15 protein-coding genes are annotated in these 16807 nt (G+C 71.3%); 9 read left to right on the top strand and 6 right to left on the bottom strand.

The genetic code is table 11. The features are described 5' to 3' along the window. Positions 1 to 52 precede the first annotated feature (52 nt). Positions 53 to 835 (bottom strand): SDR family oxidoreductase, encoded by a 783-nt coding sequence (locus QI554_RS38115; RefSeq protein ID WP_281477106.1) that lies wholly within the window; start codon positions 833 to 835, stop codon positions 53 to 55. Between the two features lie 164 nt (positions 836 to 999). Here QI554_RS38115 and QI554_RS38110 point away from each other — a divergent pair, with 164 nt between their 5' ends. The 9 genes from QI554_RS38110 (at position 1000) to QI554_RS38070 (ending at position 12700) form a co-directional block, all read left to right on the top strand. Then, positions 1000 to 2541, top strand: a complete 1542-nt coding sequence (locus QI554_RS38110; protein ID WP_281477105.1) for a glycosyltransferase — start codon at positions 1000 to 1002, stop codon at positions 2539 to 2541. Between the two features lie 160 nt (positions 2542 to 2701). Then, positions 2702 to 3379 (top strand): GntR family transcriptional regulator, encoded by a 678-nt coding sequence (locus QI554_RS38105; RefSeq protein WP_281477138.1) that lies wholly within the window; start codon positions 2702 to 2704, stop codon positions 3377 to 3379. Between the two features lie 193 nt (positions 3380 to 3572). Further along, complete coding sequence (locus QI554_RS38100) at positions 3573 to 4700, top strand: TIGR03364 family FAD-dependent oxidoreductase (RefSeq protein WP_281477103.1); 1128 nt, start codon at positions 3573 to 3575, stop codon at positions 4698 to 4700. A gap of 48 nt (positions 4701 to 4748) precedes the next feature. Then, positions 4749 to 5441, top strand: coding sequence for a phosphonatase-like hydrolase (locus QI554_RS38095; protein ID WP_281477102.1), 693 nt, complete (start codon positions 4749 to 4751; stop codon positions 5439 to 5441). Between the two features lie 91 nt (positions 5442 to 5532). After that, positions 5533 to 6654, top strand: coding sequence for a 2-aminoethylphosphonate ABC transporter substrate-binding protein (locus QI554_RS38090; protein WP_281477100.1), 1122 nt, complete (start codon positions 5533 to 5535; stop codon positions 6652 to 6654). 29 nt (positions 6655 to 6683) lie between these two features. After that, positions 6684 to 7919 carry an ABC transporter ATP-binding protein gene (locus QI554_RS38085; RefSeq protein ID WP_281477098.1) on the top strand — a complete coding sequence of 412 codons (1236 nt, stop codon included), beginning with the start codon at positions 6684 to 6686 and terminating at the stop codon, positions 7917 to 7919. Continuing rightward, positions 7916 to 8839: a 2-aminoethylphosphonate ABC transporter permease subunit gene (locus tag QI554_RS38080; RefSeq protein WP_281477096.1), complete on the top strand. Its 924-nt coding sequence runs from the start codon at positions 7916 to 7918 to the stop codon at positions 8837 to 8839. Before QI554_RS38085 ends, QI554_RS38080 begins: the two co-directional genes overlap by 4 nt. Continuing rightward, positions 8820 to 9626 (top strand): ABC transporter permease, encoded by an 807-nt coding sequence (locus QI554_RS38075; RefSeq protein ID WP_281477095.1) that lies wholly within the window; start codon positions 8820 to 8822, stop codon positions 9624 to 9626. Before QI554_RS38080 ends, QI554_RS38075 begins: the two co-directional genes overlap by 20 nt. Before the next feature lie 194 nt (positions 9627 to 9820). Continuing rightward, positions 9821 to 12700, top strand: a complete 2880-nt coding sequence (locus tag QI554_RS38070; protein WP_281477094.1) for a hypothetical protein — start codon at positions 9821 to 9823, stop codon at positions 12698 to 12700. Positions 12701 to 12707: 7 nt separating this feature from the next. Here QI554_RS38070 and QI554_RS38065 read toward each other — a convergent pair whose 3' ends face one another. From QI554_RS38065 to QI554_RS38045, 5 genes are all read right to left on the bottom strand, one after another. After that, positions 12708 to 12947 (bottom strand): hypothetical protein, encoded by a 240-nt coding sequence (locus tag QI554_RS38065; protein ID WP_281477092.1) that lies wholly within the window; start codon positions 12945 to 12947, stop codon positions 12708 to 12710. Between the two features lie 21 nt (positions 12948 to 12968). Then, positions 12969 to 13838: a spermidine synthase gene (locus tag QI554_RS38060; protein WP_281477090.1), complete on the bottom strand. Its 870-nt coding sequence runs from the start codon at positions 13836 to 13838 to the stop codon at positions 12969 to 12971. Positions 13839 to 13916: 78 nt separating this feature from the next. Then, positions 13917 to 14966, bottom strand: coding sequence for a 5'/3'-nucleotidase SurE (locus QI554_RS38055; protein ID WP_281477088.1), 1050 nt, complete (start codon positions 14964 to 14966; stop codon positions 13917 to 13919). Between the two features lie 210 nt (positions 14967 to 15176). Then, the gene (locus tag QI554_RS38050; RefSeq protein WP_281477086.1) at positions 15177 to 15635 is read right to left on the bottom strand and encodes a hypothetical protein; all 459 of its coding nucleotides are present in this window, start codon (positions 15633 to 15635) and stop codon (positions 15177 to 15179) included. A 60-nt stretch (positions 15636 to 15695) separates the two neighbouring features. Beyond that, entirely contained in the window at positions 15696 to 16004 is a 309-nt protein-coding gene (locus QI554_RS38045) for a hypothetical protein (RefSeq protein WP_281477085.1), read from the bottom strand. Positions 16005 to 16807 lie beyond the last annotated feature (803 nt).

Here is a 16807-nt window from a genome sequence, read left to right as displayed (position 1 = left end):
CCGCACGCGCGTGGTGCGCGTGCGGCCCGAGCGGTGTCCGGCGGCCGAGGGATCAGACCTCGGCGGTCGCCAGCCACTCGGCGAACGTCGGCCCCGCGAGGGTCGCGTGCGCGTTGGGGAGCAGGCCGCCGTCGGCGAACTGCTCGGCGTCCGGGTTCATCGCCGCGTCCTTGACGGCGACCACCTTCAGCGCGTCGCCGCGCTTGGCGACGATCGCCTCGGCGGCGCCCGCGAGCGTCTCCTCCCGCGGTCCGGCGACCTCGGCGAACGGCGCCCCGGCCGGCACGTCGTCCCACGACTCGGCCAGCGCGACGTCCACCAGCACCTGGGCGACGGCGCGGGCCGCGACCAACTGCGTGCGCATCTCCGGAACGTACGCGACGTCGCCCTGCGTGCCCCACGCGAGCATCTGCGCGACGAACTCGTGGAACTGTGCCGCCCGGACGATCCGCGTCGGCACCGGGCCGGCCAGTGCCGCCTCCTCGTGCGCGACCTTGGCCGCGTTGTAGCCGGCGAGCGAGCCGTCGATGCCGATGATCGACACCACGACCATGCGCGCGACGCCGGCCTTCGCGCCCGCCGCGTGCAGGTTGCGGGCGGAGGCGAGGAACCACTCGGTGGCCTCGGCCTGGTCGGGCGAGGGCGTCGACGACGCGTCGATGATGATGTCGACGTCCGTGAGGGCCGCCTCGAGGCCCTCGCCGCTGATGATGTCGACGCCCGCCGAGCGGGAGATCGCGACCACGTCGTGGCCGCCGGCGCCGAGGATGTCGGCGACGTGCGTGCCCAGCCGGCCGGTGGCTCCGACGACGGCGATCTTCTTCTGGATCTTCACGGTGTGCCCCTTAGCGCTGCTGGAGATCTGACCCGCCGTGCTCGGCGGTGTTGCTCGGACACAGCACTGACGGAGCGGGTTGCCGGTGTGTGACAACGTGGCGCGACGAATATTCCCCCGGCCGTTTCCGGACCAACCGGGCCCGTGCCTGACAGTCTTTCGACGTGGACGTCCTCCTGTGGATCACGCTGCTGTCCGGCGCCGCCTGGCTCTACCTCGCGCTCGCACACGGCCGCTTCTGGCTGACCGGGCAGCGCCTCGCGCCGCGCGGAACCGTCCGGCCGCCGCTCGACCCGGCGCGCGCGCCTTCCGTCGCGGTCGTCGTCCCGGCGCGCGACGAGGCCGACGTCATCGGCAGCGCCCTGCCGACGCTCCTCGCGCAGGACTACGCCGGCCCGGCCCGCGTGATCCTGGTCGACGACGGCAGCACCGACGGAACCGGCGACCTCGCGAAGACGTTCGGCACCGCCCCCGAGGCCCGGCTGCCGCTCACCGTGACCACGCCCGGCCCGCCGCCACCCGGCTGGACCGGAAAACTGTGGGCGCTGCGCCACGGCGTCGAGGTCGCGACCGGCGGCACGGCGCAGGGCGACGAGGCACCCGCGGCCGGTGCGCCCGACTTCCTCCTGTTCACCGACGCCGACATCGCCCACGCCCCCGACTCGCTGACAAGGCTGGTCGACGAAGCGGTGTACGGGCCGGTCTCCCGTCGCACCCACGACCGAGGCCGCGTGGGCGGGCCCGCCTCTGCCGACCCGCACGCTGCGGGACGGCTCACCTCTTCCGACCCGCACGCCGCGGACCGGCTTGCCCCGGCTGACCCGCACGCCGCGGACCCCCTGGCCGAGCCCGACCGCTCGGCCCCCTCCGCCGTCGTCCCGGGTGGCCTCACCGGGCGGCACGCGTCGGCCAGCCGTGACGCTGCCGACCGAGACGCCGTCGCTCCCGCCCTGGACTTCGTCTCCGTCATGGCGCGGCTGCGCGTCGAGACCGGCTGGGAGCGGGTGATCGTCCCGGCGTTCGTCTACTTCTTCGCGAAGCTGTTTCCGTTCGCGCGCGTCAACAACCCGCGCGCCCGGACGGCCGCCGCGGCGGGCGGCTGCGTCCTCGTCGGCCGCGAAGCCCTCGCCCGCGCGGGCGGCATCGAGGCGATCCGCGACGCGGTCATCGACGACGTCACGCTCGGCACCGCGGTCAAGCGCAGCGGCGGCCGGATCCGCCTGGTGCTCGCCGACTCGCCCACGATGAGCGGGGCCCACGAGGCGCCCGGCGCGGGGCCGTTCCACGTCGACAGCGTCCGCCCGTACCCCCGGCTGGCCGACCTGTGGCGCATGGTCTCCCGCAGTGCCTTCGCGCAACTGCGGCACTCCTGGCTGCTGTTGGCCGGCACCGTGTTCGGTCTCGCGCTCGTCTACCTGGCCGCGCCCGTGGCGCTGGTGACGGGTGCCGTGGCGGGCGACTGGCTGCTCGTCGCGGCGGGCGGGGCGACATGGCTGCTGATGACCGTCACGTACGTCCCGATGATCCGCTACTACGGACGCCCGTTCTACGAGGCGCTGTTGCTGCCCTTCGCTGCGTCCCTCTACCTCGGCATGACGGTGGACTCGGCGATCCAGCACGCGCGCGGCCGCGGGGCCGCGTGGAAGGGCCGCACCTATCCGGCCCCCGCGCGCGACGACGCCGATGCGCGTCCGAACCCCCGGTAACGCCTAGGCTCGGGCCATGCCCGCCGACCAACCGTCCCCCGGTCCCGCCGCGCACGCCATCGCCCCGTCCGTCTCCGCGGCGGAGCCCGACTCGACCGCCCGCCCGTACCGCGACGGCATCCCCGAGCACGGCCGCGTCCCCAAGTCCTACGCCGTCAAGATGCGTCTGCTCACGCTCATGGACGAGCTCGGCGAGGACGCCGTGCTGCCGCCCGAGCGCGAACTCGCCGCCGACTACGGCGTCGCCCGCAGCACGCTCCGCTCCGCGATCGCAGAGCTGGTCATGGAGGGCCGGCTGCGCTCGGCGCGCGGCCGCGGCACGTACGTCGCCCCTCCCAAGCTGGTCCAGCCGCTGAGTCTGGCCAGCTACACCGAGTCCGTCCGGTCGATGGGCATGACGCCGGGCCGCCGCGTCGTGACCGTCGAACACCACGTCGCGCGGCCGGACCTGGCGGAGCGCCTCGGCATCCGCCCCGGCGACCTGACCGTGCACCTGGAGCGTGTGCTGCTGGCCGACGACGAGCCGATAGGGCTGGAGAGCACCTACCTGCCGCTCGACCGCTTCCCCTCCATTCTCGAGGTGCTCCGTCCCGAGGAGTCGCTGTACCGCTGCCTCCAGGACGACATGGGCGTGGTGTTCGCGGAGGCCGACGAGACCGTCGAGACCGTGCTGGCCGCGCCACGCGAGGCGTTGCTGCTGGGCACCAACCCGGCGCTTCCGATGCTGCTGACCATGCGCACGTCGTTCGACCCCGACGGGGTGCCGATCGAACGGGTCCGCCAGCTCTTCCGCGGTGACCGCATCGGCTTCGCGACGCGCCTGCGCGCGGCGCCCTGACACGTGTCGAGTCGTCCGCCATCACATGCTCCCCGCGTCTTTATAACGGAGAAGTAACAGGTCCGGACCTTAACGGCCTGTTCATGCGGACGACACGCACGCTCCGCCTTCCCGGCACTGGCCGCGCGCACTCTGGTCCCCGTCCGGCCGGGGCACCGCGCCCCGGCCCACCGAGGTCGCCAGGAGGCGGAACGTGCGAATCGTCGTGGTCGGGGGAGGCGTGCTCGGCACCATGCACGCCTGGCAGGCCGTCGAGCGCGGCCACACGGTCGTGCACCTCGAGCGCGAACTCGAAGCGCGCGGCGCCTCCGTCCGCAACTTCGGCCTCGTGTGGGTCGGCGGCCGCGCCGGCGGCGAGGAACTGCGCACCGCGCTGCGCGCCCGCGAACTGTGGGAGCGCATCGGCGCCGACGTCCCCGGCGTCGGGTTCCGCCCGGCCGGCTCGCTCACACTGTGCCGCAACGCCGAGGAACTCGCCGTCGCCGAGGCCGCCCTCACACTGCCCGACGCCGTCGAACGCGGCCTCAAACTGCTCACCTCCACCGAGGCCCGCGCCCTGAACCCCGCGCTGCTCGGCACGTTCGAAGCCGCGCTGTGGTGCGAACGCGACGGCGCCGTCGAGTCGCGCGTCGCCCTGCCCGCGCTCCGCGCCAAGCTCGCCGCGAGCGACCGCTACACGTGGCTGCCCGGCCGCGAGGTCCGCGACCTGCTGCCCGACGGCACCGGCGTACGCGACGACCACGGCGACCGGCACGACGGCGACCTCGTCGTCCTGTGCCCTGGCGCGAACCTCACCGGCCTGGTCCGCGAGCTCGAACCGGCCGCTCCCGTACGGCGCGTGCGCCTGCAGATGATGCAGACCGACCCGCTGGACGAGCCGCTCACCACGGCGGTCGCCGACGGCGACAGCTTCCGCTACTACCCGGCCTACGCCGGCCCCGAGCTCGACGCGCTCACCGCCGCGCACCCCCAGGCCGCGGTCCCCGCCGCGCACAAGATGCAGCTGCTCATGGTGCAGCGCCTCGACGGCTCCCTCACCATCGGCGACACCCACGAGTACGCCGAGCCCTTCGCGTTCGACGTCGTCAGCGAGCCCTACGACCACCTGGTCGAGGTCGCCGAACGCCTCCTCGGCCGCCCGCTGCCGCCGATCCGCCGCCGATGGGCGGGCGTGTACGCGCAGACCACCGCGGACGGCGACGCCATCGTCCACCGCAACGAGGTCGCCCCCGCCACCTGGCTGGTCACCGGCCCCGGCGGCCGCGGCATGACCTGCTCCCCGGCGATCGCCGAACTCACCGCCGAACGCGCCGGGTTCTGACCCCGCACCCGCCCTCTGCCCCACCCCCCGCACCCCTCGGAGACCACCATGACGCAGCCGCACCTCGTCGTCCTGGACATGGCCGGTACGACGGTCGCCGACGACGGCCTGGTCGTCGAGGCGTTCACCCGCGCGATCGGCGCCGTCGGCGTCGAGCCCGACGCCCCCGCCTTCCCCGGCATGCTCGCGTACGTCCACGACACCATGGGCGAGAGCAAGATCAGCGTGTTCCGCGCGCTGCTCGACGCCGACGAGGCCCGCGCCCAGGCCGCCAACACCGCGTTCGAGGCCGCCTACGGAGAACTCGTCGACGGCGGGGCGTGCGCGCCGATCCCCGGCGCCGCGGACGCGATCGCCGAACTCCGCGACGCCGGCGTCAAGGTCGCCCTCACCACCGGCTTCGGCCACGCCACCCAGGCCGCGATCCTCGACGCCCTCGGCTGGCAGGACGCCGCCGACCTCGCGTTGTGCCCGGCCGACACCGAGAACGGCCGCGGCCGGCCGTACCCCGACCTGGTGCTGACCGCCGTCCTGCGGCTCGGCATCGACGACGTGCGCGCCGTCGCCACCGCCGGCGACACCGCGTACGACGTGCTGTGCGGCCTGCGCGCGGGAGCCTCCGTCGCGGCCGGCGTGCTGACCGGCGCGCACTCCCGCACCGTCCTCGAACAGGCCGGTGCCACCCACGTCCTGGAGTCGGTGCGCGACCTGCCCGCCGTGCTCCTCGGCCGCACCACCTGACCGCCGCACTTCCCCGTACGCGACACCCCGCGACACCCGCGACACCCCTGCACCAAACCCCGTACGCACCTCCCTCCCGAAGGACACTGTGATGCGAAGGTTTCTCGGCACGGCCGCCATAGCCGGCGCGGTGGCGCTCACCGCCTCCGCCTGCGGCGGCACCGGCTCCTCGTCGTCCTCCGACTCCGGCGCCAAGCCGCAGTCCGCCGCCCCCGCCGGCAACGCGCCCGCGTGCGCGGAGAAGGGCTTCACCGGCGCCGCGAACTCCAAGACCGTGACCGTTTACTCGGTCGACGGCCTCGGCGACTGGTACACCAAGCGCTTCGCCGAGTTCGAGAAGCAGACCGGCATCAAGGTCCAGATGGTCGAGTCCGGCTCCGGCGAGGTCGTCACCCGCATGGAGAAGGAGAAGTCGAACGTCCAGGCCGACCTGGCCGTCACGCTCCCGCCGTTCATCCAGCGCGCCGCCGCCGCGGACATGCTCGCGAAGTACACCCCCGCGTGCGCCGACAAGGTCCCCGCGGCCGGCCGCGACACCGCGGGCATGTACACCGCGATCAGCAACAACTACCTGTCCTGGATCTACAACCCGGACCAGGCCAAGCCCGCGCCGACGTCCTTCAAGGACCTTCTGGACGACCGCTTCAACAAGCGCCTCCAGTACTCCACCCCCGGCCAGGCCGGCGACGGCACCGCCGTGCTGCTCGAGCTCCAGCACGTCTACGGCAAGGACGGCGCGCTTGAGTACCTCAAGCAGCTGGAGAAGAACAACGTCGGCCCGTCCTCGTCGACCGGCAAGCTCCAGCCCAAGACCAGCAAGGGCGAACTGAGCGTCGCCAACGGCGACATCCAGATGAACCTCGGCTCGATCGCCGCCGACAAGTCCAACTTCAAGGTGTGGATCCCCGCCGACGACACCGGCAAGAAGTCCACCGTCGCGCTGCCGTACTACGCCGGCGTCGTCAAGGGCGCGCCGCACGCCGACGCCGCGCAGAAGCTCCTCGACTTCCTGCTGTCCACCGAGTCGCAGTCCGCGCTCAGCCCGGACGCCCGCGGCCTGCCGTCCCGCGAGGACGTCAAGCCCACCGACGCCAACGCCGCCGACGTCGCCGCGCTGCTCCAGGGCGTCGAGGTCTACACGCCGGACTGGAACCAGGTCGTCAAGGACTTCGACGCCGACATCGCCGCCTACAACAAGGCCGTCGGCCGCTGACCGGCTGAGCCACCCCGGAGGTCACCGCCATGAACGCCGGCGCCACCAAACCCGCTTCGGCAGCCGCGCCGCCGCGACCCGCCGCCTCTGTCGAGGACGCCCCGCACATCGCGGGCGCAGCCGAGACCGCGGCGGGCACCGGCGCCGGCGTTCCGGCGGGCCCCACGCCCACCACCCCGCCCGCCATCGACATCACGGGCCTGACCGTCAGGTACGGCCAGGTCACCGCCCTCGAAGCGTTCGACCTCCAGGTCGCGCGCGGCGAGACGGTCGCCCTGCTCGGCCCGTCCGGATCCGGCAAGTCCACCGTCCTGAAGGCGGTCGCGGGCTTCCTCCGCCCGACCGCCGGACGCGTCCGGCTCACCGGCCGCGACGTCACCCACGAGGCGCCCAACAAGCGCGGCATCGGCGTCGTCGTGCAGAACTACGCGCTTTTCCCGCACATGCGGGTCGCGGACAACGTCGCGTTCGGCCTGCGCGCCCGCCGCGTCCCGCGCGCCGAGACCGCCAGGCGGGTCGCGGAGGCGCTCGAGATGGTCGGCATGGCCGGCTACGCGCGCCGCTACCCGCGCGAACTGTCCGGCGGCCAGCAGCAGCGCGTCGCCATCGCCCGCGCACTCGCGATCCGGCCGCCCGTCCTGCTGCTCGACGAACCGCTGTCCGCGCTCGACGCCGCGTTGCGCGCCGACCTGCTCGGCGAACTCCAGCGGCTCCGGGCCGACCTGCCGGACGTCGCCATCATGTACGTCACCCACGACCAGACCGAGGCGCTGGCCCTCGCCGACCGCATCGCGGTCATGCGCGACGCGCGCCTGGTCGACCTCGACGCGACCGACCGCCTCTACCGGCGGCCGCCCAGCGAGTTCACGGCGGCCTTCCTCGGCGCCGCGAACCTCATCCCGGCGCAGGTCGTGCGGGACTGCGCGGACGGCGCCGGCGACGCGCAGGCCCGCGTGGGCGCGCTGACCGTCCCGGCCGACCCGGCGCGCGCCTTCCGGGCAGGCGAGACCGCGATGCTCGTCGCGCGCCCGCACACGCTCGGCATCGAGGCCGCGGGTGCCGACGGCACCCTGCCCGCCACCCTGACCGGCTCCCAGTGGCGGGGCGCGACGTACCGGCTCACCTGCCTCCTCGACGAGCCCTCGGGAGTCGAAGTGCGGTGCGACGTCGCGACGATGGACGGGGTACCCGCCCTCGGACAGCCGGTCGGCATTCGGCTGCCCGCGGACCCCTGCGTCCTGGTCCCGACAGGAACGCAGCGATGACCGCGACAGCCACCGTAGCCGCTCCGGCTCCGAACCCCGATCCGCCGTCCACAGCCCCGAAGCCCGGGCGGCCGCACGCCCAAAAGTTCGTCAACAGCCTGTGGATACTCCCGCCGCTGCTGCTCGTCGGGGGCTTCTTCCTCTATCCTCTCGCCCTCGTCGTCAAGCAGTCCTTCATCGCCAAGGACGGCACCGTCGGCCTGGGCGTGTGGCGCGAGACCGTCGACTCGCCGCAGTTCACGGACGCGCTGTGGCACACCGTCAAGATCGCCGTGCTGTCCACCGCCGGCTGCCTCGTCCTCGGCTTCTTCCTCGCCGTCGTCCTGGCGTTCGTGCCGTTCCCCGGCGCCCGGCTGGTCTCCCGCCTGGTCGACACGATCCTGGCGTTCCCGTCCTTCCTCATCGCGCTCGCCTTCACCTTCCTCTACGGAACCGCGGGCGTCGTCAACGCGATGGCCGACGAACTCGGCGCCGGACAACCGCTAGTCGGCTTCCTCTACTCGCCGTGGTGCGTGATCTTCGCCGAAGTCACCTTCTACACCCCGTTCGTGATGCGGCCCCTCCTCGCGGCCTTCGCGCTCGTCCCGCGCGACCGCCTCCAGGTCGCGGCCAGCCTCGGCGCCGGACCGTGGCGGGTGGTCACACGCATCCTGCTCCCCGAGGCCGTACCCGCACTCGCCGCGGGCGGCAGCCTCACCCTGCTGCTCACCCTCAACGAGTTCGGCATCGTGCTGTTCATCGGCGCGAAGGACGTCACGACCCTCCCGATGCTCGTGCACGCCAAGGGCGCGGTGACGTTCGACTACCCCGGAGCCTGCGTCGTCGCCGTCGTCGAGGTCGCGCTCTCCCTCGCCCTCTACGGCCTCTACCGGTTCGTCTTCTCAAGGACAGGAGCAGCACGTGCTGGTGTGGTCGCGTAGCGGACGCGCGTTCGTCTGGGCGCTGTTCGCCCTCGTCTTCACCCCCGTGGTCCTCGGCCCGCTCGCGATGCTCGTCATCGCCGCCTTCGCCGGCGACTGGAACGGCGTCCTGCCCTCCACCTGGACCACCGAGCACTTCCGCGACGCCACCGACGGCACCAACCTCGACAGCGTCGTCGTCAGCATCCAGACCGCGCTGCTCGCCGCCGGCATCGCCCTCGTCGTCGGCACCTGGACCGCCATCGCCGCACGCAACGCCCCGCGCCCGGTACGCCGCATCGCCGACGCGGTCCTCCACCTACCGGTCGCCGTGCCGTCCGTCGTCGTCGGCCTCGGCATGCTCGTCGCCTTCAGCGACGGCCCCCTGCTGCTCAACGGCACCAAGTGGATCGTGATCGCGGCCCACGCCGTCCTGGTCGTCGCCTTCGCCTACGCCACCGTCTCCGCCGGCCTCGACCGCACCGACCAGGCCTTCGCCGACGTCGCCGCCAGCCTCGGCGCGAGCCCGCTCCGAGTCCTGTTCCGCGTCCGACTCCCGATGCTGCTGCCGTCCCTCTCCGCCGCCGCGAGCCTCGCCCTCGCCCTCTCCATGGGTGAAGTCGGCGCCACGATCATGGTCTACCCCGCCGACTGGCGAACCCTCCCCGTCTCCGTCTTCACCCTCACCGACCGAGGCAAAGTCCTCCTCGGCTCAGCGGTAACCCTGACCCTCCTCCTGGCGACCCTGATCCTGCTGACCGTGGTGGGCCTCCTCCGAGGCAAGGTCGAAGACCGCCGCAGCCACTGAACGTGACGTTCCGTCAACTGCCGACAACCGGTCGGTGGTTGACCGACCGGAAAGGGTCTCTTTCCCTTTTCATGGGAGATCCGCCCCCTATACGATCACGGTCCCGCGTGACCTATGCCGCGGTCGATCTGTTGGGGGATTCACACTTGACGCTCTTCAGACGCGCCGCGGCGACGCTGTGCGCCGTCACTTCAATGACCGTCGGCCTGACGGCCCTGAGCGGCCCGGCCGACGCCGCACCCGGTGCGACACCGGCGACCGCTTCCGCGGCGACCCCCGCGGCCGCCTCGACCGCGGCCCCGGACTCGCCCTTCTATCGCAGCCAGCCCTGGCTCCCGAGGTTCAAGGCCACGACCACCGGCACATCGACCGCGCCCGGAGTCCTGTTCACGGCGTTCCAGCCGAGCGGCACCATCGAGACCCGCCCGGTCATGTACGACAACACCGGTGAGCCCGTGTGGATCGGCCGGAACCAGCCCGACGGCGTCGAAGCGCCGCAGGCGCTGCAGTACCTCGGCGAGAACGCGATCGCTTTCTGGTCGAGGAACATCTGGGACATCACATCCGACACCACCGGGAGCCACCGTCCGCTCGGCGGCTGGGAGGTGCACCCGCGGATGACCACGGACTCCACGGGCGAGAAGCTCCTGTTGACCGACAAGTGGGGCACCACGACCAAGATCGACGGCCTCTACCAGCCGGTGGTCATGACCACCGCGCAGGAGATCAACGGAAGGACCAACACCGAGACCTTCCGGTGGAGCAGTGCCACGGCTGGCGACTCCACGAAGCCGATCCCGGTCAAGGACACGCTGCGCACCCGCAACGGCGACGACCCGTTCGACTACCTGGACGTCGCCTCGCTGAACTACGACCCTGACGGCCGGGGCTTCGTCATCACCGCACGCGGTACCTCGGGCATCTACCACGTCGACATGGCCTCGCGGACGCTCACGTGGTCCTTCGGCAGCAAGTCCGCCACCATCGCGCCGCCGGACGGCGAGACCGGCCCCACCCTGCCCGAGGACGCCCGCATCGGTGCGGACGGGAAGCTGTACTTCGTCGACCGGTCCGGCGACCACGTGCGCGGTGTGGTGGCGACGATCGACGTCGCGAACGGCAAGGCCACGTACGAGCGGAAGCTTCAGCCGAGCGGCACGGTCGACCCCGCCCAGCCGCTGGCCGCCCGTCACCAGGTGCTTCCCGGCGGCGGCAGCCTGCTTTCCTACAACGGCCGCGTCGCGGAGTACAACGCGTCCGGCGCATTGGTGTTCACGGGCAACGCGCCCACCGCGGCCAAGTACGAGACGACTCGCGGCGGTATCCCGTTGAGCGTCGCGGACAGCAACCCGTACGTCGGGTTCGACTTCGCCGACCCGACGACCACGAAGGCGTTCGTCAGCTGGAACGGCCGCCAGGGGGTTGCCTCGTGGCGGATCCGGTCCGGCCCGGACGACCGGCACATGACGGTCCTCAAGACCGTCGCCCGCTCCGGCTTCGAAACAGAGATCGCTCTCCCGGCGACGTCGGTGCAGAACGCCTTCGTCGCGGAAGCCCTCGACGCCGACGGCAAGGTGCTGGGACAGGCCACCGCTGAGCCGGGACGCGCCGCGATCGATGCCAGGTACGCCGACCCGGCGACGAAACAGACCCTCGGGAGCCCCACCTACTCGTACGAGACGCTGCGAAGCGGCATGGTCGGCCACTTCGCCTCCGGGGACATCATCTGGTCGCCGCGCACCGGTGCTCGTCTGCTGCTCGGCGCCTTCCGCAGCTGGGGCAGTCAAGGCTTCGGCGCGGAGCCCCCGTTCGGGTACCCGGTAGCCGACCAGGCCCCCAGCGGCGACGCGAACGTGATTCAGCAGAAGTTCGAGAAGGACACCGTCTTCTGGGCGCCCGCGTGGGGGCCGTGGAGCATCACCCAAGCCATTTATATCGAGTACCGTGCCGCCGGCGCCGAACTCGGGTCCTGGGGAAGGCCGTTGGCCAATGCCCAACCGCCCGCCAGCACCGGCGCGCTGAGCATGCAGGAGTTCGAGAACAGGACCGCGTACTCGTGGAGCGTTTGGGCCGGCGCCATTAGGGGCGACTTCCTTGAGAAGTATCGCCAACTCGGGAGCGAGAACGGCACGCTCGGCTACCCACAGGGCAGCACCGTTCCCTCGCCCCGTCCAGGGATCCCGGCCTACCAGAGCTTCCAGCGCGGCACGCTGATCTACCAGAGCACCGAATCGGGCGCGCCGATGCTCATGCTCTGGGGTCGCATCGAATACAAGTGGGAGTCGGCGGGCGGCGTCGACGGTCCCGGCGTCCCGCTCTTCGAGGAGCGTCCCACAGCTGACGGCGTCGGCCGCTTCATCCAGTTCACCAACGGCTACATCTACTGGTCCCCGAATACCGACGCGTGGTACGTCGAAAACACGATGGCCGCCAAGTGGACCGAGTACGGGGCGGAGCACGGCTTCCTCGGCTACCCCATGATGGACGCCATCCCGTCCACCGACGGCGTCGGGCGCTACATCCACTTCCAGCGCGGCTCGATCTTCTGGAGTCCGTCGACCGGCGCGCACGAGATCCACGGCGGCATCCGCGACAAGTGGGCCGAATACGGCTGGGAGCGCGGGCCGATGGGCTATCCGACGACCGACGAGCTCGGCAGCGCCGACGGTGTCGGCCGGTACAACCACTTCCAAGGCGACGAGTCGGTCTACTGGAGCCCGTCGACCGGCACGCACGTCGTGAACCGCGGTATCCGCGCCCGGTGGCTGGCCGCCGGCGCCGAGACCGGTCTCCTCGGCTACCCGACGACGGACGAACTCGCCACGGCGGGCGGCGTAGGCCGCTACTCCGTCTTCCAGCGCGGCTCGGTCTACTGGTCCCCGGCGACCGGCTGCCAGGTCATCCGCGGCGGGATGTTCAGCCAGTGGGTCGCGCTCGACGCGGAACGCGGTCGACTCGGCTACCCGACGAGCGAGGAGTACCGCACCGCCGACGGCCAACAGCGCCAGGACTTCCAGCACGGCTACATCCTGTGGAGCCCGCAGACGCAGCGGACCACGCCGTACTACTACTGACGCACCGCTAATCGGAGCCGGTGGACGCGTCCGCGTCCACCGGCTCCGGGCGTACTCGCGCCGGGTCGAGACCGCGGGACTCCAGGTAGACGCTCAGGTACGCCTCCGTCGACGCCCGCGGGTCGGCGCCCTCGCGCCAGAGCGACTCGCATTCGGGGCACATCCAGAACACCTCGGGCAGCCCGGGGACGCGGTAGCGGCGCAGCCGGTCCTCGCCGCACAGGGTGCATGTGATCTTCTCGTCCACGCGCCGCAGTATGGCCGGATGTCAGCGCTTCTCGAAGACCTGCGGTGGCGGCTTCGGGGAGCGTTCGGCGGTCGCGTCCTGGACGACCGGGGCGCCGCCGGTGAAGTCGTCGAGTTCGGTGCCTTCCTCGACGCGGCCGGGGAACGGGTCGGAGGCGGTGCGGCGGGACAGTTCGCGGACGGGGAGCTCACGCCGCGAGGCCGCCACGATCACGTTGCCGAAGCGGCGTCCGCGCAGGACGGCGGGGTCGCTGATCAGCAGGAGGTGCGGGAAGACCGTGCCGATGGTGGCGATCTGGGAGCGGACGAACTCCAGTCGCCCGCCGTCGGCGAGGTTCGCGGCGTAGATGCCTTCGGGGCGCAGCGTGCGCGCGACGTCGACGACGAATTCGACGGAGGTGAGGTGCGCGGGGATCTGCGAGCCGCCGTACGCGTCGACGACGACGAGGTCGAAGAACGCGTCGGGGGCCTTGGCCGCGACGATGCGCGCGTCCCCGTTACGAACCCTGATGTGCGCGTTCTTGTCGAACGGCAGCTGCTCGCGTACGAAAGCGATCAGCCGGGCGTCGATCTCGACCACCTGCTGCCGGGACCGCGGCCGGGTCGCCGCGATGTAGCGGGGCAGGGTCATCGCGCCGCCGCCGAGGTGGAACGCCTGGAGCGGCTGTCCGGGCGGTGCGCACAGGTCGGCGATGTGGCCGAGGCGGCGGATGTACTCGAACTCGAGCCAGCGCGGATCGTCCAGGTCGACGTGCGACTGAGGCGCGCCGTCGAGCGACAGCGTCCACGCGCGCGGCCGGTCGGGGTCCGGTGTGAGCTCGGCCGAACCGGAGTCGACCTCGGCGGTGACCGCCTCCCGCTGTCCGCGCGTCCGCCGCTGCTTCTCCGCCATATGACCAAGTATCGGCAAGCCGCCGGGCGGGGGCGCGGCAAGCACCCCCGCCCGGGGAACGACCCGAGTCCGGCCCGGTCAGAAGCCGGTGCGGACGAACACCTCGAGGCGCTTGTCGGCGAGACCCGTGTAGGTGCGGTCGCTGGTCACCGCGGCGACGGTGATGTTGCCGTTGTTGAGCGCGGTCCAGTCGGCGTTGCGCTTCTCCTCCGGGCGGCAGAAGGTGCCGGGGGCCGCGCAGTCGCCCATGCCGATCGTGAAGGTGTCGCCGGTGAGCGTGTACTTGGTGGCGACGACCGTCTCGGTGCCGATCTCGGTCCACACGGGCTTGGGCGTCACGCCGTCGACCGCGTTCGGGTAGTTGACGCTGGTCACGTACTTGTCGGTGAGCAGGTTGCGCTTCTTCAGGTCGCCGACGAAGCCGGGCAGGAAGTCCGCGAACGCACGGTATGTCTTCTCGGTGACCTTGAAGGCCGCCATGTCGAAGCCGGCGCTCAGCGCGATGGCCGGCTTGCCGTTGTCGATGCCGGCGATCGCGGCGCCGAGGGTGCCGGAGTCGTTGGTCACGGACGCGACGTTCGGGCCCGAGTTGGCGCCGGTTACCACCAGGTCGGGGCCGTTCGTCCAGCCGACCTTGGCGGCCAGGCCGCCGCGGACGCCGAGCCGCACGGTGTCGGCCGGGGTCGCACTCGGCGTGGTGGGCGTGCACGGGGCGGCGCCCTTGCAGACACCGAAGACGACGCCCTTGCTGGGCGCGCCCGCGCAGTCGTTCTCGAAGCCCGCGGGGAGCACGGTCCGCTGGGAGACCGTGAGGGCGCCGCCACCGGTCGCGCTGGTGCCGGCACCGCTCATGAACTGCCACGGCGCCATGACGACGACGTCGGCGCCGGCCGCGCACAGCGCGCGGCGGACCTCGTACAGGCCGCGCCCGTCCGAGCCGTCGGGGCGGGCCATCTGCATGGAGTCGTCGTTGCTCAGCAGGATCTTCATCCCGGCGATGGAGGAGCCGGCGGTAGAGGGAGCGGACGCCTGCGGCTGCGCGGCGTCGGCGGCCCCCGTCAGGGAGAACACCAGGGCGCCCGCGCCGAGCACGGCGGGAACGGCGAAGTAACGGTTCTTCAGCTTCATGGCAGGCCCAGTCCGGAGTCACGGGGAGCGTTCTGGCAGCCGGACACGGGACGGGGGTCGGCGCGGACGCTCGGGTTCCGGATGACCGTAGGGCGCAATACCAATGGCTGACTAGGTTTGTGACCGTAGCGTTATCTGCCGATCATGGCGCGGTCATAGAGAGGGGATAGGGGCGTGCTCGTCGGGGTCGCGCCTGCTCCTCTGTGGCGCCTACTCCTCTGTAGCGGCGCCGCCCGCGAGCCGCGGGCTGTCCTCGACCTGCAGCACGATCCACTCGATGTGCTCGGCCGCGAAGAAGCACTGCGACCGGCCGACGATGTCCACGGCGTCCACCGGCTCGTACTGCCCGGGCCCGTCGACGGGGTCGAAGTCCAGGTAGAGCAGGTCGCCGTGCGTCGCGTCCGGGAACCGCGACACCACGGGGTCGAAATAGAGCATCCCGGAGAAGCCCTTGCCGTGCTCGAGGCGGTAGTCGCGCAGTCCGGACAGCCGGAACTCGATCGGCGTCCACGGCCACCCGTGCTCACGGTCGCGCGCGTCCACGACGATCCGCGCGGCCGCACCCCCCGGGGTGAACGGGTCCTCGATGCTCACCCTGGTGACGCAGCCGTTGTCGAAGTCGTACTCGGCCAGCAGGTCGCCGAGCGACTCGGGCGTGAGCAGCGGCATTGAGGTCCTCCGGTCGGCGTCATATAACGACACCATCATGGGACCAACGCGGCCGTGCGGTCAGATCCGCGCCACCGCACGCGCCACCGCTCCGCCGAGAACGGCATAGACGACGGCCGCCAGACCCTCGTTGACGAAGACTCGCGCCTTCGGGTTGTCCGGCGTGAACAGATCCCGTGCCCACCCCGTGAGCCCGTCGGCCCAGTCGGTCAGGGTGGAGACGAGGCTGTTGCCCGGGTTCGCCTCGAGCAGCACCAGAAGGATGTGCAGCACGATGATCCCGACCACCACGACGGTGGCGATGCGGATCACCGCGGCGACCGGGTCGGCGTGGACCCGGTGAGACCGTGCGCTTCGGTAGGTCCTCATGAAGGGTCGCTGCTCGCGATCCGCCCGCTGAAACGGACATGTCCTGATCCGCCGAGCCGGCGACGCGCCGAAGCAAACCTCGATTTGCTCCCAGGTGAATGGCTGGGTACAGTCATCCCACCGCTCAGCAGGGAGACCTGAGACAGCGCGTGCCTGAGGCGCGTGCTGGCTGGTCCCGCGGGCGGGGATCCGCAGTACAACGAACGAGGTACGACGCGCTCTCTGCGCTTCGTACGCGCTTCTACGTGCGCCTGGATCCACCCGGATGGACGCGGCAGCGGTTCGGATCGCCGATTAGGTGAAACGAAATGCGATCCGCTAAAGTCTGGGACGCCGAAAGAAAAGGCCGCAAGGCGGATTCCGGAGGCAAATCCGAAAGCGAAACAGACCGGAAACGGTGTGCTAAGCTGAGGGGGCCGGAAGAAAAGCCGAAAGGCCGCTCGGAAGGCGAAAGCGGAAAGCGAAACAGACCGGAAACGGTGTGCTAAGCTGGAAGCGCAGAAAGAAAAGAAACAAAACGAAACACAAAAGAAGCGAAACGCCCGGAGAGGCCGGTGAAAGGGTCTCAAAGGAAGCGTCCGTTCCTTGAGAACTCAACAGCGTGCCAAAAGTCAACGCCAAATAACAACCCCGGCGTTCACTCGGAGGATCGGCCATCATGGGCCGGTTCACAGCAGTGTTCGTAGGGATTCCTTTGGTACAAAATCCTCCGGCCATGTCAGCGGCCGGGGGTCACAGCAAGGACGCATGCGCTGGTCGGACTATTCCTCCGACGGAGCGCGGCTCCTTCGTATGTGTTGACC

Origin of the sequence: Yinghuangia seranimata, from assembly GCF_029953285.1 — a bacterium.
GTDB lineage: Bacteria > Actinomycetota > Actinomycetes > Streptomycetales > Streptomycetaceae > Yinghuangia > Yinghuangia seranimata.
Note: the sequence above shows the minus strand (reverse complement) of the source record. Positions and strands in the feature narration are given on the sequence as shown.